Origin of the sequence: Akkermansia sp. GGCC_0220, assembly GCF_017566105.1 — a bacterium.
GTDB classification, from domain to species: domain Bacteria; phylum Verrucomicrobiota; class Verrucomicrobiia; order Verrucomicrobiales; family Akkermansiaceae; genus Akkermansia; species Akkermansia massiliensis.
This window is the reverse complement of record NZ_JABFCI010000001.1, coordinates 113,943-135,431: the sequence shown is the minus strand read 5'-3', so window position 1 is coordinate 135,431 and position 21,489 is coordinate 113,943. Positions and strand designations below refer to the sequence as shown.

Here is a 21,489-nt window from a genome sequence, read left to right as displayed (position 1 = left end):
GCCTTTGGCCTTGCTTGCTCGAGTCGCACCCTCACGGGTGCGTGGATTGAAACTTGCAAATATAGATAAAGATTAACTATGAATAAGGTCGCACCCTCACGGGTGCGTGGATTGAAACAAGGAGCTTTTGTTGGTCCTTGTGGAGGGCAAATGTCGCACCCTCACGGGTGCGTGGATTGAAACATATCCAGGTGCCCGCGGATGCTCTCCGCCCCGGGTCGCACCCTCACGGGTGCGTGGATTGAAACGAGAAAGTCACCCTTGCGGGTATTTGCTCCGGCTGTCGCACCCTCACGGGTGCGTGGATTGAAACACAGGCCCGGCGCTGGAACGGCTCATTGACTACCGTCGCACCCTCACGGGTGCGTGGATTGAAACCACAGAGTGGATATTATAGATATAAAAGTATTAGGTCGCACCCTCACGGGTGCGTGGATTGAAACTCTTGTTACCTAAGAGGCCCCTACTATGGCACAGTCGCACCCTCACGGGTGCGTGGATTGAAACCGATAAAAAACAGATACTTTCCGTGTTACTGCAAGTCGCACCTTCACGGGTGCGTGGATTGAAACCCGGGAGCCAAGACAAAGCGGCTTGTCCATGTCAGTCGTACCCTCACGGGGTGCGTAGAATGAATAGTGCAGTTGTTTTTAATGATGTCTGCATGGTAAGGGAGGTGATTATTTTGATAAATGGTTTTAAATGGTTATTTATTTAATATTCTTTTAAGGAGGATTTTTATGTTGGGGAGGACGCCGGATGAACAACTTTCCGGATGGTTTATTATGGTTTCCGGACAGCCTGTCCGGAAAAGGGAAGCAGGCAAGCGGTGCATTTCCTGCGGCATGGGATTTTTTTCCGCGTTCACAGTTTGTGATGGATGAAGCCGGAGCAATCCAATATAAAGATAAGATGCATATAGACTGGTTGAATGATTTTTTGGAATGGACGCCTATTTTGCTGATGGTGCTGGTAGCGGTCGTTTTTCTGGTGGCGCTGAAATGGAGAAGCGGCAGGATGAAGAAGTTTCTGGAGGAGTGGAAACGTAAGATCGTCCGGCAGGCGGAAGCCGGGAATCCCTCCGCCCAGTTCCGTCTGGGGCGCATTTACCAGGAGGGGGACGGCGTGGAGAAGGACCCGGACCGGGCGGAGGATTGGTTTCACAGGGCGTTGCCCGGGTTGAAGCAGAAGGCGGATGCGGGAGATGCGGATGCCGCCTTTGACCTGTATGATTGTTTTCATGAAGGTCTGGGCGCGGAGAAGAGCGATACGCAGGCCCTGCACTGGCTGCAGCTTGCAGCGGAGCAGGGCAAGCCGGAGGCCATGTTTGACCTGGCCCTGGAGTACCGGGAAGGCGGCCTGGTGGAGAAGAATGAGGATTTATTCATGTACTGGCTGCGTAAGGCTGCGGAAGCGGACGAGAGGGACGCCCAGTACCTGCTGGCTGCCTGTTATGAACACGGCAATGGAGTTCCGCAGGATTTGAATCTTGCACGGGAATGGTATGACCGCGCGGCGGAAGGAAAGGATTCCGGTACGGAGGAGGATCCGGAGCGCGCACAGGGGAAATAGGAGGCGGCGAGCCTCTTTCGGCTGGACAAATGGGGAAGCGGGCGACACTCTAGGCGTTTCATGGAGGGCATACGCTATTACAACCGCTACACGGGCAGGGAAGAACGGGAACAGGTGCTGGGGGAGAAGTACCTGCAATGGATTTACGGCACTTCCACAGGCCGGGCTGCACTGCATGTCCTGATCAAGCGCGGCGTTTTTTCCCGTCTGCTGGGGTGGCTGAAGAACCGTTCTTCCAGCGCGCGGTCCATCCCCTCTTTTGTGGAGGAGTACGGCATCAATATGGAGGATTCCCTCAAGGGGATGGGAGAGTTCAAGCATTTCAACGATTTTTTCTACCGCCGCCTGAAACCGGGAGCTCGCCCTCTGGCCGGTGGGGAGGATACGGCCGTTTTTCCCGCGGATGCCCGGCACATGGGCTGGGAACGCGCTGACCGAATCAAGAGCGTTTTCGTGAAGGGGCAGAGTTTTGACCTGCCCTCCCTTATGGGGAGTGAAGCGCTGGCCGGACGGTATGCGGAAGGCGCCGTCGTTTTGTCGCGCCTGTGCCCCACGGATTACCACCGTTTTCATTTTCCGGTGTCCGGGGTGCCCGGCCCGTGGACGAGGCTGGGCGGTCCGCTGGCGAGCGTGTCTCCGTACTGCCTGCGCCGCCGGCTGGCGTGGCTATGGACTAATAAAAGGAATTTGACCCTGATCCGGTCGGAGTTGTGGGGAGAGGTCGCCATGCTGGAGGTGGGCGCCACCGGGGTGGGGCTGATTGAGGAGACGTATGTTCCGGACGTTCCCGCCGCAAGAGGGGGGGAGAAGGGGTATTTTGCCTTTGGAGGCTCCACGGTGATGTGCTTTTTTGAACCGGGCAGAATACGCCTGGCTCCCGACCTTCTGGAAAAGACGGCGGAAGGCATGGAGTTGTTTGCCCGTCAGGGAGATATGATGGGCGTCTCTGCGGAGTAGCTGCGGTCCGGGAAGGGGTGCGGCCATGATGTCTCCGGATTATGAATCCGGAGTCAAGCTTACAAAATTGAAAGAAAAAGGTTTTGGGGAATTTGAGCTTGTCCATATCATGGGAATTGTCAGAGGGTATTCCTGATGTAATGGGCTTTCTTTTCGTTCCAGTAATGGTTAATAACCGTCTTTACGCTTCAGCGGCGGCCTCCATCAGGGCGGGAGGCCCTGGCTCCCGGGAGATATGCGGCTGTGAAAGGGGACGGTGGAAGTGTTGATGGAGTGTGGCTTTGCGGCACTGGCGCCTGAAAGCGGCAGAGTTCCTGCTTTTCGTTGTTGAAACTCTTTCTGGAGCATAGCGGAAGTTTTTTTTAATAGCCGTCACTGCATTCCGGTGAGGGCATCCATCAGAGCCGGGAGGTCCTGGACTACCAGACGATATGCGGCCGTAAAAAGTGAATGTGGGAAATGTTGATGGAATGTCCATTTGGAGTTTTTTCCAGCCAAGCCGGGGTCTGGAGAAGGACAGCTTTTCCGGATTGTAGAATCTTTAACGGATTCATAATCCGCTATTTCCTTGGGCAACGGGTTCCATTCCGTATTTCACCCATTAATAAGAATAAATTTATGAAGTGCCTATGTATTCTTGGTGTTCTGGCCAGCCTGGCAACGGCACAGGCGGCTACTGTGTTGAGCACGACGACCAAAGACGATCCTTCCACCCTGACTTCCGGGGGATACGGAGCCTATTACGGTTTTTCCTTTGACCTGGACCACATGCTTCTTTCCTCCGGGGAAGGGATTTCACCGAATTCCACGGTGTTCCTGCAATCACTGGATATTGCCAAGGCGACGAACAGGACGGATGCCACCGACGGGCTGTACGTGACGATTTTTTCCTCCGCCGCCACCAAGGACGGAACGACGTTCGTGGGGCAGTCCACGACCACCATTGACATGGCCGGAGATAGCGCCGGAGACGGAGCGGCCTCCTGGGAGAAGGCCGTGTTCAATAATTTGCAGCTTGATAGCGGCGTAACTTATTACGTGGCTTTTACGACGACGCAGATTTCAGATGCCACCAGTTGGGGTGACGTGAGCTTTTCCTCCGCCAGATTGAGGCTTGGCAAGGAAGCCGACGGCGTGGACATCGGGGATGTGTATAAGAATGCGGGCTTTACCAGTACGGAGGGTTCCGTATGGGGACCGGCGTTGAGGGCGGAAGTGACGCTGGCCGCCGTGCCGGAACCGGCTTCCGCCTCCCTCGGCCTGCTGGGGCTGGCCGCCCTGCTGATGCGCCGCCGCAGGTTCTGATTAACGGAGCCATGAATGAAAGAGTCCGGCACTCCTCCCGGGAATGCCGGATTTTTTGATTTTCCGGAATAACGGGCTGGGTAAGGACCGTTCGCAGGTTACTTCATTTCCGCAATGGCGCGGGCCATGTCCGGAGCCTTGAAGGTGGAGGAGCCCGCCACCAGCACGTCCGCCCCGGCCAGGGCGCACTGCGCGGCATTGTCTTTGCCGATTCCTCCGTCCATTTGAATCAGGAAAGGGGCCTGGTGCTCCGTGCGCCATTCGGCGGCTTTTTCCACCTTGTCCAGCACGGAGGGCATGAAGGATTGTCCGCCGAAGCCCGGCACCACGGACATGACCAGCAGCAGGTCTATTTCCTCCAGGTAGGGAACTACGGCGTCAAAGGGCGTGGCCGGGTTGACGGCCAGACCGTTTTTCACTCCGGCTTTCCGGATGCGCCTGAGGGTGTCGCGGATGTAGTGGGGGTCCCCCAGCTCTACATGGAAGCAGATGAGGTTGACGCCCGCTTTGACAAAGCGGTCAAAGTAGTGGTCCGGCCGTTCAATCATCAGGTGGGCATCCAGGAAACGGTCCGGCCCCACCGCTTTTCTGACGGCGGCGCAGATTTCCGGGCCGAAGGAGATGTTGTCCACAAAGTGGCCGTCCATGATGTCCAGGTGCAGCCAGTCGGCTCCGGAGTCAAAGGCACGGCGCGCTTCCTCCCCGATGCGGGAGAAGTCGGCGGCCAGCAGGGACGGGGCGATCATGGTCATGATGGCAGAGTCTTTCCGGGGTGTCAGTTGGCTACGATGTTGACCAGGCGGCCGGGCACGACAATTACCTTGCGCACGGTGACGCCGTCCAGGAAGATTTTTACCTTGGCGGAGGCCAGGGCCAGCTTTTCCAGTTCTTCCCGGGAGATGTCCCTGGGCACTTCCAGCTTGTCCCGCAGCCTGCCGTTCACCTGGATGACCATGGGAACGGTGTTTTCCACCAGCAGGGCTTCCTCCCAGACAGGCCAGTTTTTCTGGCAGAGCTGCGTTTCCGCCAGGGCGGGGAATTTCGCTTGCAGGCGGCTGTGAATTTCTTCCGTGAGATGGGGGGCAAAGGGGTTCAGCAGCGTCAGGAAGGCGTCATAGTCCTGTACGTCCACCACGTCCGCGGAGGTCATGGCGTTGGTGCATTCCATCATTTTGGCGATGGCGGTGTTGAAGGACATGTCATTGATGTCTTCCGTCACTTTCCTGATGGTTTTGTGCAGTTCCTTGCGCACGGGGAGCACGTCGGCTTCCGGAGTGTCCGCCGCCAGCTTGGGGTTGATTTCCCATTCGCCTTCCTGGTTTTCCCGGAAGGCCACGCGCCAGACGCGGGCCAGGAAGCGGGAGATGCCTTCCACCCCCTTGGTGGCCCAGGGCTTCACGTCCTTGAGGGGCCCCATGAACATTTCATACAGGCGCAGGGAGTCCGCTCCGTATTCGCGGACGATGTCGTCCGGGTTGACGACGTTGCCGCGGGACTTGGACATTTTCTGGCCGTCTTCCCCCAGGATGAGGCCCTGGTTGACGAGCTTCTGGAAGGGCTCGCTGGTGGTGAGGTAGCCCAGGTCAAAGAGAACCTTGTGCCAGAAGCGGGCATAGAGCAGGTGGAGCACGGCGTGTTCCGTGCCGCCCACGTACAGGTCCACGCCTCCGGGGTTGCCGGTGGAGCCCATCCAGTATTGTTCCGCCTCACGGCTGACGAAGCGTTCCGTGTTTTCCGGATCCAGGTAGCGCAGGTAGTACCAGCAGGAGCCGGCCCACTGGGGCATGGTGTTCGTTTCACGGTGGGCCGTGGGAGTGTACGCAATCCATTCCGTGGCCCTGACCAGCGGGCCGCGGGGGTCGCCCGTGGGGGCGAAGTCGTCCAGATCGGGCTGGAGCACGGGGAGTTCGCTTTCCGGCAGGGCGCGGTGGCGGCCGTCTTCCCAGACGATGGGGAAGGGTTCCCCCCAGTAGCGCTGGCGGGAGAAGAGCCAGTCACGGAGCTTGTAGTTTACCTTGCGGCGGCCCTTGCCGTTTTCCTCCAGCCAGAGGATCATTTTTTCCTTGGCTTCCGGAGTGGGCAGCCCCGTCAGGAAGCCGGAGTTCACGCTGGCGCCTTCATAACCGCAGAAGCCGCGCCAGTCAATGTCTTCACTGGGCGGCTGGACCACCTGGAGAATGGGGAGGCCGAATACCTGGGCGAAGGCGAAGTCGCGTTCGTCATGGGCCGGAACGGCCATGATGGCTCCCGTGCCGTAACCCATCAGCACATAGTCCGCAATCCAGACGGGGACCTGTTCCCCGTTGGCGGGGTTGACGGCATAGGCTCCGGTGAAGACGCCCGTTTTTTCCTTGGAGAGGTCCGTGCGTTCCAGGTCGCTCTTGGAGGCGCACTGGGCGCGGTACTGTTCCACGGCGTCTTTCTGTTCCGGCGTGGTGATGGTGTCCACCAGCGGGTGTTCCGGGGAGAGGACCATGTAGGTGGCTCCAAAGAGGGTGTCCGGCCTGGTGGTGTAAACGGTGATGGTTTTCCCGTTCAGGGTGAAGTCCACTTCCGCCCCTTCAGATTTGCCTATCCAGTTGCGCTGGAGCAGTTTGATGGATTCCGGCCAGTCCAGCGGCTCCAGTTCGTCAATGAGGCGCTCCGCGTAGTCCGTGATGCGCAGCATCCACTGGCGCAGGGGGCGGCGTTCCACCCGGTGGCCCTTGGATTTCCATTCCTCCACTTCCTCGTTGGCCAGGACGGTGCCCAGGTCCGGGGACCAGTTGACGGCCGCTTCCGCCACGTAGGCCAGGCGGCGCTGGTCGATTTCCTCGCGGCTCAGCCCCTGTTCCTCCAGTTCGGAGACGGGGCGCGCCTTTTTCAGTTCCCTGTTGTAGTAGGAGTTGTAAAGCTGGAGAAAGATCCACTGGGTCCAGCGCACGTATTCATGGTCCGTCGTGGCTATTTCCCGGTCCCAGTCATAGGAGAAGCCCAGCATCTTGAGCTGGCGGCGGAAGTTGTCAATGTTTTGGAAGGTGGTGACGGAGGGGTGCTGCCCGGTCTTGATGGCGTATTGCTCCGCGGGAAGGCCGAAGGAGTCCCACCCCATGGGGTGAAGGACGTTGAAGCCGTTCATGCGCTTGAAGCGCGCCACGATGTCCGTGGCGGTATACCCTTCCGGATGGCCCACGTGCAGGCCCGCGCCGCTGGGGTAGGGGAACATGTCCAGCACGTAGTATTTGGGTTTGGACGCGTCAAAGCCCTCTTCTCCGGGATTGCTTACTTTAAAGGTTTTCCTTTCGTCCCAGATCTGCTGCCATTTGGGTTCAAAAACGTCAAAGGGATATGGTTTCTTGCGCTCGGACATGATGGGGAGGAATGTATACTCCGCCTGCTGGCCAATCAAGCCTAAACCCGGTGGCGCAAAAGCGTTTCCGCCGCTTCCCGGAGGATGATGCCTTTTTCCGGAAAAAAGAGGAAAGACCAGAGGTTGCTTGTGCGTATTTTTAGGTTGAAAGGATTTTGACGATTATATTAAATATGTTGCGACCATGAAGTTCTCCGCCTGTCTCCTGTCCGCCGCCTGCGGCGCGTTTTCCCTGCTTGCCGGGGCGTCCGCCCAGAGCAATACTTCCCACCCCGTTTCCGGAAAGAAGCCCAATATCATCGTTTTCCTGGTGGATGACATGGGCTGGCAGGATACGTCCCACCCGTTCTGGTCCGACGACCGGGGCAACCCGAAGAAGACGTTCCTGAACAAGCGCTACCGCACGCCCAACATGGAGAAGCTGGCCGCGCAGGGCATGACGTTTACGGATGCGTACGCCCACCCCCTCTGCACGCCTTCCCGCGTGAGCCTGATGTCCGGCATGAATCCGGCGCGGCACCGCGTGACCTGCTGGGTGAGGGAGCAGAACGGAACGACGGACCGCAACAACAAAAATCTCCAGCCGCCGGACTGGGCCCTCAACGGCCTCCAGCCGGTCGGGATTCCCGCCCGGGGGACGACGAAACGCCCCATTTCCGGGGAAGACATGCATTACAACATGACGCGTCCCTTCGTCACGGCGGCCACGCTGCCGGAGATGCTGAAGAAGTGCGGCTACGTCACCGTGCACTGCGGGAAGGCCCATTTCGGCACCCAGGGAACGCCGGGATCCAACCCGTTGAATATGGGGTTTGACTACAATATTGCGGGTACGGAGATCGGTCACCCGGCAGATTACCGCGGTTCCAAGCATTACGGAAAAGGGTTCAACCATGTGCGCGGGCTGGATGAGAATAATTATTACCAGGACGACGTGTTTTTGACGGAGGCGCTGACTCTTGAGGCCCTCAAGCGGCTGGAAGCCATCAGGACCAATCCGAAGGAGGCCGGCAAGCCCTTTTACCTGTACATGGCCCAGTACGCCCTGCACGCCCCGCTGGATGAACGCGCCTACGACAAGAGGTTTGCGGATTCCTACAAGAATCCGGAGGACGGGCACAAGTGGTCTCCGGTGGAGAAGCATTATTCCGGGTTGATCGAGGGGATGGACAAGAGCCTGGGGGATATCATGAAGTACCTCAAGGAGCATGACATGGACAAGAACACGGTGCTGGTGTTCATGTCGGACAACGGCGGCCTGGCCATTTCCGGCAGGCTGGGCAATGAGGACGCCAATTATCCCCTTTCCTTCGGCAAGGGATCGTGCATGGAGGGCGGCATCCGGGAGCCCATGATCGTTTCCTGGCCCGGCGTGACGAAGGGCGGTTCCAGGTGCGCTGTTCCGGTGGTGATTGACGACTTTTTCCCGACCCTTCTGGATATAGCGGGATGCCGGAACGCCAAGGTTCCGCAGAAGCTGGACGGCCTGAGCCTGGTCCCGCTGCTCAAGGGAGGCCGGTTCCCTGCGGACCGTCCCCTGCTGTTCCACCAGCCCAACAACTGGGGGGAAAACAATCGTCAGGCTCCTCAGTACGGCGCTTCCACCGCCCTGCGCCACGGGGACTGGAAGCTGATTTACCGTCACGGGAACCAGAGCTTTGAGCTGTACAATTTGAAGAAGGATATCGGTGAAAAGGAAAACCTGGCTGTCAGGGAGCCGCGGAAGTTGAAGGAAATGGCCGGCCTGATGGGCAAGCTGCTCCGCGAGCGGAAGGCGCAGATGCCCACCTACAAGAAGGGTAATGAACTGGGCGCGCCGGAAGGAAGCTCCGTTCCGTGGCCCGACCAGGTGAAGAAGGGCGGGAATTGAGATTCCGCAGCAGTTTCCGGTTTCTTTTCCATCAGGGCCGGCAGATGTGCCTCTGGTGAAGGCGGGTGAATGGGAATGCCCTGCTTCCGGCAGGGCATTCAGCTTGTGACCGCCTTTGCCGGAAGGGCAGTTTCCCCATGAAACGGTCTGTTCACAGGCGCTTTTCTCCGCGCCGCGTTCCTGTTCTGAAAAGACCTGCGTAAGCGCCGCAAATTTCTGTGTTTCCGCATGAACAGGCGGACGGAGGGCGTACGCTGTTTTGATTAACGGACTTTTTTCAATATCCGTTCGCTGGCCCTCAGTTTCTTTTCATCTGCCGCAAAGGCTTGCGGCGCTCCATGCGGTCCGCGTGGAATCCTCCGGGCTTTTCAGGCAAGCCATTCCTCCGCAGGCTGTCCATGGAAAAACACGGGAAAACGGCGTATTCCCCGGCACGGCCATTCTGCCCCCATCCGGGCAGGGAGCCTTCCTGCCTTTCCTGCGGTAGCTTTTCCGATATTCAGCGGAGGAAGTTTCCCCTTCCCGGAAATACGGTCCCGCTTAAAAACGCAATTTTTCCATTCTCTTTTTTCAGGATGGGGAGAAGGTGAAAATAACGGCAAACTTGCTTTTGTTCCGGAGGAACGGGGATAAAAAACGCTCCGCCGTACGTGCCGGCGGAGCGTGATGGAAATTAAGGCGATGGCATCCCCGGAAGGGGAGGCATCTTAAAAGTCGTCGGAAGCGGCGTCATCCGTCGCCGTGGCGTCGCCGCCTTCAGTCGCGTTATCCGCAGCGGGAGTTTCTTCCGTTCCGGTAGCGTCTTCCGCAGGAGTTTCCTCCGTCGTGCCGGGTTCGGCAGCCGGAGCTGCGGCAGGCTTGGCGGCGGGGGCGGCAGCCGGAGCGGTTTCCTTGGGAGGAACGACCACCTTCACGGCGGGGGGCGCCGGAACGGGCGTTTCCAGGCCGTCAGCCTTGCGTGTGCTGACGCGGAGGCCGTCCGCATAGGCCAGGTTTTTCAGGATGGCATAGCCCAGGGCGGGAGCGCGGTCCGTCGTGTTGACCAGCATCTTGAAGTGGTTGTTGACGGACATCTTGCGGGCGTCCCTGCCATTGCGGAAGGGAATGATGCCCACCAGGTTGCCGTCATTGTCAATGCAGATCGCCCAGTAGGAGCGGTCCACCTGGATGAAGTACTGCGGACGGATGTAGTCCATCGTTTTCCATTCGGCTCCCTTGATGTATTCCTCCATGGCGCGGCGCGCATTGGCCGGCATGCCGCCCCAGTCGGCGTAAACCCTGGTGGTCAGCGTTTCACGGCCGTTGTACCCGTGTACGGAAACGTGCTGGGCAGTAGCGAATTGACGGGCGTAGCTCTCGGGAGAGGTAGGTTGGCAGGAGCTGGTGAAGAGCGCTGCTCCGGCGGTCAGGATGCAGGCTGCTGCAGTGGTGAAGGGATGAATGTTAGTCATGGCAATCGCAATGGTTACGTTATAAAAGAGGAAAACACATCCCATTTCAAGGAAAAGAATGCAGGAAGTGCCGATTTGTGGCGTTTTTTGACGTTTCCGTTTGATGAGGGGAACCGCGCAGGCGCGGCGGAAGCCTTTCATGCGTGCCGCCTTGAGGGTATGATGGTAGATTACTCAAATTTTTCTCGCAAATCGTTCTGAATCGCTTAGGTTGTCGTTGCTTTATGTCCGCCTTCGTCATCAGCGAGTCTGCCCTGGAACGCAACGCCCTTATCCTGAGGGATGTGGCGGATGCCGCCGGGTGCCGTATCGTGCTGGCTCTGAAAGGTTTTTCCTGCTGGCCCTGCTTTGATGCCCTGTCCCCCTGGCTGGACGGCTGCTGCGCGTCCGGCCTGTGGGAGGCGCGGCTGGCCCGGCGCAGGTTCGGGAAGCATGTGCTGACCTATTCTCCCGGCTATGCTCCGGAAGAAATAGCGGAGCTGGCGGAGATTTCCGACCACCTTGATTTTAACAGCCTGACGCAGTGGAGCCGCTTCCGGGAGGAGGTGATGCGGCATCCCCGCTTTCTTTCCGGGGAGCTGAAGTGCGGCTTGCGCGTCAATCCCCGGTTTTCCACCGGCCACACGCCCCTGTATGACCCCTGCGCGCCCGGCTCCCGCCTGGGCGTCACGCCGGACGTGATGCAGGGGGCGGATTTGACCGGCATTTCCGGCCTTCATTTCCATACCCTGTGCGAACAGGGGGCGGATGACCTGGCGGCTACGCTGGGCGCGGTGGAACGGCACTTCGGCCACATCCTGTCCCGCCCGGAGATGACGTGGCTGAACATGGGCGGGGGCCATTGGATTACCAAGCCCGGCTATGACCGGAAGCTGCTGGCGGAGCTCGTCCGCCGCATTCGCGAGCGCTACGGGGTGGAGGTCTGGCTGGAGCCGGGAGAGGCCGCAGCCATCCATACCGGCGTGCTGCGGTGCAGGGTGCTGGATATTTTTTCCTCGGAAGGGGTGGAGCACGCCGTTCTGGATGTTTCCGCGTCCGCCCACATGCCGGATACGCTGGAAATGCCCTACCGCCCGGACGTATTCCAGATTGTCCGGGACGCCTCCCTCCGTTCCGCGCGGCAGCCCGCCGTGCAGATGGCCGGGGAGAGCTACGCGCTGGCGGGGAACGCCGGGGAGGGCTCCCATACGTACCGCCTGGGCGCGCCCACGTGCCTGGCGGGAGACCGGATAGGGGATTATTCCTTTGCGGAGCCCCTGGCGGCGGGCGACGAACTCGTGTTTGACGATATGGCGCATTATACGATGGTGAAGACCACGTTTTTCAACGGCGTGCGCCACCCGGACATCGCCGTCCAGAGGAAGGACGGCTCCGTGGAGACGGTGCGCCGCTTTACTTATGAAGATTTTGAAGCCCGCCTGGGCTAGAACATTTGACCAGACAGATTGACATGGCAGCAGCTAAAGAAGGCATCAAGCAGAAAGTCCGGGGTTGGAGTCATCATGATTCCGCAGATTTGTACGGCATTGACGACTGGGGGAACGGTTATTTCCGGATCAACAAGAAAGGGGAGGTGACCGTACGCCTGAACGACGAGGACGGCGGGAAAAAGGATATCAGCCTGTGCGACCTGCTGGAAGGCCTGAAGGAGCGCGGCACCACCGTTCCCGTGCTGTTCCGTTTCCGGGACCTGCTGCGCAGCCGCATTGCGGAGCTGAACGACAGCTTCCGGAAGGCGATCAAGGAAGCGGATTACCAGGGCAAGTACCAGGGTGTCTACCCCATCAAGGTGAACCAGCAGCGGCAGGTGGTGGAGGAGATCGCGGAGTTCGGCACCAAGTATGATTACGGTCTGGAGGCCGGTTCCAAGCCGGAGCTGATTGCCGCCATGGCCCACATGCACAATCCGAATGCCTACCTGATCTGCAACGGGTACAAGGATGACGAATTCATTGACCTGGCGCTGACGGCCCAGAAGATGGGGCTGAATATTTTCATTGTGCTGGAAATGCCTTCCGAGCTGGACGTGATTCTGGAACGCGCCCGGAGGATGGACATCCGCCCCAATCTGGGCGTGCGCATCAAGCTGGCGGCCAAGGGGTCCGGCCTGTGGCAGGAGTCCGCGGGGGACAAGTCCGTCTTCGGCCTGAACGCGGCCCAGGTGGTGGACGTGGTGGATAAGCTGAAGCAGGTGGATGCGCTGGATTGCTTGAAGCTGCTCCATTACCACCAGGGTTCCCAGATTCCGAATATTTCCGTGGTGCGCGAGGGGCTGACGGAGGCCGCCCGCATTTACGTGGACCTGGTGAAGGAGGGCGCGCCGCTGGGCACGCTGGACATGGGCGGCGGCCTGGCCGTGGATTACGACGGGTCCAAGACGAATTTCCATTCCTCCTGCAACTATTCCATTGCGGAGTTCGCCCGTGACGTGGTGGAGGTGGTGGGGGATATGTGCACCAAGTACGAGGTGCCCCATCCCACGCTGGTGACGGAGTCCGGGCGTGCCGTGGTGGCCTATTATTCCGTGCTGGTGTTCAACGTGCTGGACGTGACGAGCGCGCCGGGCGAGGAACCGCCGCCCGAGCTGCCGGAGGATGCGCCGGAGCTGTTGAAGGCTTTTGCGGATACGGACCGGACCCTGGCCAGGAAGAACATGCAGGAGTGCTACAATGACGCCTGCTATTACCGGGACCAGCTGCGCGCCCAGTTTTTTTACGGGAACGCCACCCTGCGCCAGCGCGGGCTGGGAGAGGCCTATTACTGGCACATCCTGAGCCGCATTTCCCGCATGCTGGCGGAGATGGAAACCATTCCGGAAGACCTCCGGGAGCTTTCCTGCTCCATGGTGGACTTTTATTACGGCAATTTCTCCCTGTTCCAGTCCCTGCCGGATTCCTGGGCCATCCGCCAGCTTTTCCCCGTGATGCCTCTGCACCGTTTGAACGAACGGCCCACGAACAAGGCCGTGCTGGCGGACATTACCTGTGACTGCGACGGGAAGATAGACCATTTCATCGACCGTGAGGACGTGGCTACCGCTCTCCCCCTCCATGCCATCAAGCCCGGAGAGGACGATTATTACATAGGCGTGTTCCTGGTGGGGGCCTATCAGGAGACCCTGGGAGACCTGCACAACCTGCTGGGGGATACGAACGTGGTGGGCGTGCACCTGGAAGGCGGCCGCCCCGTTTACACCCATGAAGTGGAGGGCGATACGGTGGCTGACGTCCTTTCCTACGTGGAATATGACCCCAAGGAGCTGATCAACAAGTTCCGCACGTTTGCGGAACAGGCCGTAGCCGACGGGAAAATATCGCCGTCAGAACGCCGGAGGGCTCTGGAAGTGTTCCGTTCCGGCCTGAACGGATATACCTATTACGAGCTGTAGGAAACGGCCTTTTTTCCATGCCCCGGCAGGGAAAAGGGCCTTCCGTTCCAAAGCGTTTTTCTCTTTGCCCATCAGGCCGCCGGCGGTTCTTCCGGCGGTTCCGTCTCCGCAATGACCTTGGCCGGCGTCAGCCCCCAGAAGCGCGTGGCCGTTTGCGGGGAAATGCCTTTCATGTTCAGGTACCGCGTGCGGAGCAGGGAGGAGGAGCGGTGGCCCATTTCCATTTGCAGCAGGTTGTAGTCCTTGAAGTGCTTGGCGTGATAGCTGGCATAGGTATGCCGCAGGCAGTCAGGCACCCATGATTTCTTTCTTCCGCCCCAGCCGGCTTTTTTGCGGATTTTGCGCCACTTGATCGTCCAGCCCTTCGGGCAGATGGGCGTGCCGGGTCCGGGCTTGCTTTTGTCACGGCAGAATTTGAGCCATTTGGCAAGCACGGGCAGGATGGTGACGTGTCTGGCGCCTCCGGTCTTGGTATGCTTGGAGTTCAGGATCACGCAGCCGTCGCGGATGGCGATGTTTTCCCAGAGCAGGCGTTCCACTTCCTGCGGACGGATGCCCGCAAAGATCATCAGGGCCGCTCCAGCCACGCAGCTTCCGTCAAATTCATCCATGCACGCCTTGAGAAGCTGGGTCACTTCTTTCAGCGTCAGGGCGGGAATTTCCTGCTCCCGCAGGAAGGGCGTATCCACGCGGAGGATGGGGTTTTCATCACACCATCCGCGCTTGACGGAGAAGGAGAAGATGCCGCTCAGGATGAGCCTCGCCTTGTGCCTCTGACGGGACGTGGTGAAGGTGTTCATCAGGATGCTCTGGCATTCCTCCACGCTCAGGTTCCGGAGGGGCGTGTGCTCCAGTTCCGGGTTGCTCTTCTTGAGCTTGTGGATGATGCTCCTGATGTCCGTCAGCGTCCGGGGACGGCGATGGCTTTTGGAACGCAGGCATTCCACGGCCGCCGTACCGAAGCTGACGGTATGGTGTTTGTTCTTGATGGCGTTCAGTCCCAGGGAGACGACTTCCCTGCACCGGGTGATGGTGCAGATTTCATCTCCCAGGGCCTCCTTGATTTCCAATACCAGCCTTGCAGCCTGGATCAGGGTGACTGATTCCCCTTCCAGAAGCGCGGCTCCAACGTATTTCAACTTATTTGTATTCGGTGCTTTTCTCATACTCATTCCTCGTGTTTGTACAAACACGGTTTTAATGAAAAAGGCCATCCTTATAGTAAAGAAAACTTATGCTTTCCATCGGAAAACGCGTAACCGTAAAGGATATGTTGTTACTTATGTTTTCTTTGATCCGATCGGAAAATCAAAGTTTCTGGTAGTGCAGGAACCGAAAATGTTAGAAAGCATGGTTATGTTCATGAATGTCAAATTGAACACTATCCATTTGACGCCAATAAATTCTTGTTAGAAGAAGGGGAGAACTCCCCCGCAGGATGAAAGTATTTTACATGCCTGAACGTATGAGATAAATTATTCCGCTGTACCATGAACATCAGAATTCACTCTTTCAACGTATCGTGTGCCGGGCTGTGCTGCGCCCTGGGCTCCTTTCTGGCGGCTGATGCCCGTGAGGTCCATTCCCTGAACGGCTCCTGGGATTACAGCTTCAACGGAGGCTCTTCCGGGAAGGTGGCGGTTCCCCATACCTGGAATGCGGAGGATGCCGCGGACGGCGTGAAGGGGCAGCGCGGAGACGCCAAGTCCGTCAACAGCGACGCCTACCGGCGCGGCTCCGCCGTTTATTCCCGCACTCTTCCGGTGGCCCCCAGGCCGGGCAAGAGGTATTTCATCCGCGGCGGAGGCGCCAGCATCGTTTCCGAGGTTTCCGTCAACGGGAAGCCTGCCGGCAGGCATGAGGGGGCGTTTACCGCTTTCTGTTATGAAATCACTCCCCTCCTGAAACAAGGCGCCAACACGGTTTCCGTTCTGGTGGACAATACGCAGCGGGAACATATAGCGCCCCAGCGCGGGGATTTTTCCATGTTCGGCGGCCTGTACCGGCCCATTGAGCTGATTGAAACGGACGGCGTGTGCATTGACCCCCTCTTTTACGCCTCCCCCGGCGTCTTCATTACGACGAAGTCCCTGGATAAGTCCAAAGCGGAGGTGGAAGTGAAGACCCTGCTGAACTCGGACGGGAAGGCGCGGGACGTGGATGTAGCCGTGGAAATCCTGGACATGAAGGGCAGGAAGGTGGCCGGAAAGACGGTGAAAGCCGCCGCCGGGGAAAAGAAGAACCTGGAGGTTCCCGTAACGCTGGCGATCGCCAAGCCCGTGCTCTGGAACGGAGTCAGGAATCCCTACCTCTACCAGGTGAAGACTTCCATCAGGACGGCGGACGGCCAGACGGACGAAATAGTGCAGCCTCTGGGCCTCCGGACCGTTTCCGTCGATCCCGGGAAGGGCTTTGTCCTGAACGGGAAGCCCATGCAGGTCAAGGGCGTCAGCCGCCACCAGGACATGAAGGGGAAGGGCTGGGCGCTTTCTCCGGAAGATGAGGCGCGGGACATCCGGCTGATTGCGGACATGGGAGCGGACGGCTTGAGAACGGGCCACTATCCCGCCTCCAGTAATGTTTACGACCTGTGCGACAAGACGGGGCTGGTCGTCTGGTCCGAGGTGCCCAACGTCAACCTGGTGCGTGATACGCCGGAGTTCCGGGAGAACAACCGCCTCCAGGCCCGGGAAATGATTTACCAGCACTGGAACCACCCCTCCATTTGCATGTGGGGCATTTTCAATGAAATCGGCCACCAGCCGGAGGCTTCCTCCAAAGGGGTGGACATGGAGGCTGAATTGACGGAACTGAACAAGTTCGTGAAGGAGACGGACCCCTCCCGCATGACAGTGGCGGCCAGCAACCAGGCGGGCCGCAAGAAGCTGAACAATATTCCGGACCACATCGCGTTCAATACGTATCCCGGCTGGTACGGGGGCGGCCCGGAAACCATGAAGGGGAACCTGAACGGCTACATCCGCGATTACGGCGGCAAAATGGGAATCGCCGTCAGCGAATACGGCCATGGCGCCAGCACGGGCATGCATGAGAATCCGGCCAAAAGGCCGTCCCCCACGGGGTTCTGGCATCCGGAGGAATGGCAGTCCCAGGCGCATGAGATCAATTACAAGTGCATCAGGGAGAGGCCGGAGGTGTGGGGCTCCTTTGTCTGGAACATGTTTGACTTCGGTTCCGCCTCCCGCTTTGAGGGGGAAAGCCCCGGCATCAATGACAAGGGGCTGGTGACCTATGACCGCAAGACGCCCAAGGACGCCTATTTCTTCTACAAGGCCAACTGGAGTCCCCAGCCGACTGTGTACATTACGTCCCGCAGGTTTGCGGAGCGCACGGAAAAGACGGTGCCCGTGAAGGTTTACAGCAATGCCCCTGCGGTGAAGCTGGCCGTCAACGGGAAGGCCGTGGGAAGCGTCAAGCCGGATGAATTGAAGCGCGCCGTCTGGCCTGAAGTGACTCTCAAGCCCGGCGTCAACACCATCACGGCCACGGCCTCCATGGGCGGGAAAACGTACACGGATTCCTGCAAATGGACCTTGAAGCCTTCCGGGGAGGAAGGAAAGAAGGATTCCGAGCGCTATCAGGACCCTTCCATCAACAAGTACAAGTAAGCAATCCAGCACCTGACCCGAGATGAAGACGGTACGAGCATTCCTGTTTTCCGTGATGTGCCTGGCTCCGGCGCTTCCCCTGCTGGGGGAAGCCCCGGACTGGGAGAATGAAGAGGTGACGGGAATCAACAAGGAGGCTCCCCGCGCCTCCGTTCTCCCGGCGGGAGACAAGACGCTGAGCCTGAACGGTGACTGGAAGTTCAAGTTTTCCATGACGCCGGACGGGAGGCCTGCCGATTTCTTCAAGCCTTCCTATTCCGTTTCCGGATGGGATACGGTCAAGGTGCCTTCCAACTGGCAGCTTGCGGGCTATGGAACGGCCATTTACACGAACGTCCCGTATCCCTTCAAGCCGAATCCCCCCAAGGTGATGGGAGAGCCGCCCAGGAACTGGCCGGCATACAAGGAGCGCAATTCCGTGGGCTCCTACCGACGGGATTTCAATCTCCCCGCCTCCTGGAAGGGGGAGCAGGTAATGATCCGGTTTGACGGGGTGGAGTCCGCCTTTTACGTGTGGGTGAATGGCCGGAAAGTCGGCTATTCCGAGGATTCCTATACGGGCGGCGAGTTCGACCTGACTCCCTATGTGAAGCCGGGCAGGAACACGATTGCCGTGGAGGTGTACCGCTGGAGCGACGGCTCCTATCTGGAGGACCAGGATTTCCTGCGCCTTTCCGGCATTTTCCGGGACGTGACCCTGTTCGCCCAGCCGCAGGTGCACGTGCGCGACCTGTTCCTGAAGGCGGGGCTGGACAGGAAGGATTACACGACCGGGGTGCTGGGCGGAACGTTCACCATCCGCAATTCCGGCAAGAAGGATATTCCCGCCGGAATGAAGCTGGATTATTCCATTGAAGGGATTTCCACCAATTTAAATTGGGAGGGCGGGAGCGGCTCCGGCCGCGTGCAGACGGACAACAGGGGCAGGCTGGATTCCGGCACGCTGGAAGTTCCCGCCATTCCCGCCGGAGGCGAGGTTCAGGTGGCTCTGGACAGGAAGTTTCCCGGCGTGAAGCCGTGGACGGCGGAAACGCCCAACCTGTACAAGGTGACCTATTCCCTGAACGGGAAGGACCCCCGGTCCGTCAATACCGGGTTCCGTTCCGTGGAAATCGCCGATAACGGCGCGGTGCTGGTCAACGGAAAGGCCGTCAAGTTCAAGGGCGTCAACCGTCATGAAGCGCATCCGGACTACGGGCGCGCCATCCCGCGGGAGGTGATGGAAAAGGACGTGCAGATCATCAAGGCGCACAACATCAACACCGTCCGCTGCTCCCACTATCCCAACCATCCCTATTTCTACGAACTGTGCGACCGCTACGGCCTGTACGTGATGGATGAAGCCAACTGCGAGGCCCACGGCATCCGCAACAGCGGCATGGATATTTCCCGGAAGCCTTCATGGAAGAAGGCGCATGTGGAACGCAACATGAGCATGGTGCACCGTTCCAAGAACCATCCCTCCATCGTGTTCTGGTCCCTGGGCAACGAGTCCGGCAACGGGCCGAATTTTGAAGCGGCCTCGGAAGCCATCAGGGCCTATGACGATACGCGCCCCCTCCATTACTGCGAATTCCCGCACGGCCATAAGGCCGTGGACATGGATTCCGCCATGTATCCGCCCGTGGACCGGGTGGAAAACTGGGGGAAGCAGAAGACTTCCCGCCCCTTCTTCGTGTGCGAATACGCCCATTCCATGGGGAATGCCCTGGGCAATTTCAAGGAGTACATGGAAGCCTTTGAGTCCTCCCCTCGCATGGTGGGCGGGGCCATCTGGGATTTTGTGGACCAGTCCCTCCGCGCCAACCCTGCCGGGAACGGCATTTACAAGCCCGCGCCCTTCAAGGGCGTGACGCAGGCCTACGGCGGCATGTTCGGGGACAGGCCCAACCAGGCCAATTTCTGCGACAACGGCATCATTCTGGGCAACCGGAACACCACGGCCAAGACGAAGGAAGTGAAGAAGGTGTACCAGTACATGGCCTTTGACCGCAAGGACGGTTCCCTGACCGTTCGCAACAAGTATTTCCACAAGCCGTTGAAGGGCTATACGCTTTACCTGGTGTCCCTCGCGCCCGGCGGCAAGCATGCCGTGGAGCGCATGGCTCTGCCGGAGACGGCCCCCGGCAAGTCCGTGACGGTGAAACTGCCTTCCGCCGCCATGCAGACGGGCTCCCTGATGGTTCTGGCGGACGCCCGGTTCAAGCTGCCGGAAGACGTGAAGGAGCTTTCCGCCAAACAACTGGAGCATGTGGCGGACGAGTGCGAAGCTTACGAGTGGTTCCCGGCGGCCGTGGAGAAGGAGGCTTCCGTGAAGGCTCCGGCGGCGCTGCCCGCCGTCTCCGTGCGCCAGGGCGATCCCGTGGTGGTGCAGGGGAAGGGCTTTTCCGCCTCCTTCAAGGACGGCATGCTTTCCGCCCTCCGGTACGGCAGCCAGGACCTGATTCTGCCCGGCTATCCGGTGGCGCTCCAGGCGTACCGTTCCCCGGTGGACAACGACGCCTGGATCAGGAGCAAGGTTGAGGGGAAGATGAAGATGCAGACCATGAAGGCGGAGTATTCCGATGTGAAGGCCGCCGTCATTTCTCCCGGCGTGGCCCGCATTACGGCGCAATTCCGGACGAAAGGCTCCGGCCTTTCCTTCTCCGGGGAGGTTGCCTGGACGGTGTTCGGCAACGGCGTCATCAATGCCTCCGTCAGAATGTATCCCTCCGCCAAGGGGGAAGAGCTCCTGCGGCTGGGCGTCACCTTCGGGATGCCTGCCGCCTATGACCAGGTGGAATACCTGGGGCTGGGGCCGTGGGACAATTACCGGGACCGCCGCACGAGCTGCTGGAAGGACGTGTTCCGCACTTCCGTGGACGACATGTTTTTCGCCTATTCCCGCCCCCAGGACATGGGCAACCGCATGGAGACGGACTGGGTGGCCCTGTCCAGACCCAAGGCGGCTCCGGCGCTGTGGGTAGGCTCCGCTTCTCCCAGGGCCCCGCTGGAAGTGTCCATCCTGCGTTATACGCCGAAGGAGCTCAACAACGCCAAAAGCCTGGACAGGCTGCCGGAGAAGGACAAGGTGATCGTGAATCTGGACGCCTTCCAGATGGGGCTGGGCGGTTCCTCCTGCGGGCCGCGCCCCCTGGCGAAGTACCAGACGCTGAGCGAAGCCACCCCCCTGGGCTTTGTGCTGGCCCCCACGTCCGCCCTGCTGAACCTGGGGCGCGCGGGACTGGGCGTGCCCCATTCCCCCGTGATTGAACGGGACGGGGACGGCATGGTCAGCTTGGTTTCCTCCACGCCCGGAACGGAGATGAAGTATTCCGTCAACAAGGGGCCGGAAAAAACGTACCGGAAACCCTTCAAGCTTCCCGAAGGGGAAGTGAGGGCCTGGGCTGCCGCCGGGAAATCCGGCAAAGTGCCTCCCACGTCTCCCGGCGAGCGGAAATTCCCCCTTATCAAGGGGCAGGGCGAATGGAAGATCCTGAGCGCTTCCTCGGAAGAGCCGGATACCGGCTTCGCCCACTTTGCCATTGACGGGAACCCGGATACCTGCTGGCATACGTCCTATACGAACGGCCTGCCGGGCTTCCCCCACTCCATTGCCGTGGACATGGGAACCAGAATGAAGTTCACCGGATTCATCTACACGCCCAGAATGGACAAGGACAAGGGCCTCATCAGCCAGTACACGTTCTCCGTTTCCGATGACGGGCAGAACTGGAAGGAAGTGAAAAAAGGCCAGTTCACCTACCATTACATCCGGAAGGATCCGGCTGTTCAGCGCATCGACTTCGGCAAACCTGTGGAGGCCCGCTATTTCAAGCTGGACGCCCGCTCCCCGGTGAAGGGCGGCGAGCAAAGCGCCACCGTTGCTGAACTGAATATTATTACCCAGTAACGATCGGCGGGAGCGCCGCTTTCCTGAATGAAGGCTTTTTTCCAGCCGTGCAGCCCGGAAGGGGTGCACGGCTTGT

Annotated in this window: 12 protein-coding genes, 1 pseudogene and 1 CRISPR repeat array (1 of these 14 cut by a window edge); of the genes and pseudogenes, 9 read left to right on the top strand and 4 right to left on the bottom strand. The window is 59.4% G+C overall.

Translation table 11 applies throughout. The features are described 5' to 3' along the window. Nucleotides 1–638: a CRISPR direct-repeat array (repeat unit 31 nt; unit sequence GTCGCACCCTCACGGGTGCGTGGATTGAAAC); it reaches 627 nt to the left of the window's first position. A gap of 483 nt (nucleotides 639–1,121) precedes the next feature. The 4 genes and pseudogenes from HJW02_RS14105 to HJW02_RS00510 all read left to right on the top strand — a co-directional run. Further along, nucleotides 1,122–1,223 (top strand): annotated as a pseudogene (locus HJW02_RS14105) (hypothetical protein); the annotation flags it as partial. Further along, nucleotides 1,180–1,572 carry a tetratricopeptide repeat protein gene (locus HJW02_RS14100; RefSeq protein WP_343132755.1) on the top strand — a complete coding sequence of 131 codons (393 nt, stop codon included), beginning with the start codon at nucleotides 1,180–1,182 and terminating at the stop codon, nucleotides 1,570–1,572. The pseudogene HJW02_RS14105 and the gene HJW02_RS14100, both read left to right, overlap by 44 nt. A gap of 60 nt (nucleotides 1,573–1,632) precedes the next feature. Continuing rightward, entirely contained in the window at nucleotides 1,633–2,529 is an 897-nt protein-coding gene (locus HJW02_RS00515) for a phosphatidylserine decarboxylase (protein ID WP_102721833.1), read from the top strand. A gap of 618 nt (nucleotides 2,530–3,147) precedes the next feature. Continuing rightward, the gene (locus HJW02_RS00510) at nucleotides 3,148–3,834 is read left to right on the top strand and encodes a PEP-CTERM sorting domain-containing protein (protein WP_180970938.1); all 687 of its coding nucleotides are present in this window, start codon (nucleotides 3,148–3,150) and stop codon (nucleotides 3,832–3,834) included. Between the two features lie 98 nt (nucleotides 3,835–3,932). Here HJW02_RS00510 and rpe read toward each other — a convergent pair whose 3' ends face one another. Together rpe and leuS are read right to left on the bottom strand one after the other, a co-directional pair. Beyond that, complete coding sequence (rpe, locus tag HJW02_RS00505; RefSeq protein ID WP_022396713.1) at nucleotides 3,933–4,586, bottom strand: ribulose-phosphate 3-epimerase; 654 nt, start codon at nucleotides 4,584–4,586, stop codon at nucleotides 3,933–3,935. A gap of 23 nt (nucleotides 4,587–4,609) precedes the next feature. Continuing rightward, entirely contained in the window at nucleotides 4,610–7,183 is a 2,574-nt protein-coding gene (gene leuS, locus HJW02_RS00500) for a leucine--tRNA ligase (protein WP_102721840.1), read from the bottom strand. Nucleotides 7,184–7,367: 184 nt separating this feature from the next. Here leuS and HJW02_RS00495 point away from each other — a divergent pair, with 184 nt between their 5' ends. Beyond that, the gene (locus HJW02_RS00495; RefSeq protein WP_240454306.1) at nucleotides 7,368–9,053 is read left to right on the top strand and encodes a sulfatase; all 1,686 of its coding nucleotides are present in this window, start codon (nucleotides 7,368–7,370) and stop codon (nucleotides 9,051–9,053) included. Between the two features lie 707 nt (nucleotides 9,054–9,760). Here HJW02_RS00495 and HJW02_RS00490 read toward each other — a convergent pair. Continuing rightward, nucleotides 9,761–10,504 carry a hypothetical protein gene (locus tag HJW02_RS00490; RefSeq protein ID WP_146017735.1) on the bottom strand — a complete coding sequence of 248 codons (744 nt, stop codon included), beginning with the start codon at nucleotides 10,502–10,504 and terminating at the stop codon, nucleotides 9,761–9,763. A 224-nt stretch (nucleotides 10,505–10,728) separates the two neighbouring features. Between HJW02_RS00490 and nspC the strand changes: the two genes are divergently transcribed. Next, nucleotides 10,729–11,931 (top strand): carboxynorspermidine decarboxylase, encoded by a 1,203-nt coding sequence (gene nspC / locus HJW02_RS00485; RefSeq protein WP_022396717.1) that lies wholly within the window; start codon nucleotides 10,729–10,731, stop codon nucleotides 11,929–11,931. Between the two features lie 23 nt (nucleotides 11,932–11,954). Next, nucleotides 11,955–13,892 carry a biosynthetic arginine decarboxylase gene (gene speA, locus HJW02_RS00480; protein WP_022396718.1) on the top strand — a complete coding sequence of 646 codons (1,938 nt, stop codon included), beginning with the start codon at nucleotides 11,955–11,957 and terminating at the stop codon, nucleotides 13,890–13,892. Between the two features lie 71 nt (nucleotides 13,893–13,963). On the opposite strand, the gene HJW02_RS00475 is transcribed toward speA, so the two are convergent. After that, entirely contained in the window at nucleotides 13,964–15,031 is a 1,068-nt protein-coding gene (locus HJW02_RS00475; protein WP_180970937.1) for a site-specific integrase, read from the bottom strand. A gap of 351 nt (nucleotides 15,032–15,382) precedes the next feature. Between HJW02_RS00475 and HJW02_RS00470 the strand changes: the two genes are divergently transcribed. Together HJW02_RS00470 and HJW02_RS00465 are read left to right on the top strand one after the other, a co-directional pair. Continuing rightward, nucleotides 15,383–17,521, top strand: a complete 2,139-nt coding sequence (locus HJW02_RS00470) for a glycoside hydrolase family 2 TIM barrel-domain containing protein (RefSeq protein ID WP_102721830.1) — start codon at nucleotides 15,383–15,385, stop codon at nucleotides 17,519–17,521. Between the two features lie 22 nt (nucleotides 17,522–17,543). Continuing rightward, nucleotides 17,544–21,413: a glycoside hydrolase family 2 TIM barrel-domain containing protein gene (locus HJW02_RS00465; RefSeq protein WP_102721829.1), complete on the top strand. Its 3,870-nt coding sequence runs from the start codon at nucleotides 17,544–17,546 to the stop codon at nucleotides 21,411–21,413. Nucleotides 21,414–21,489: the final 76 nt, after the last annotated feature.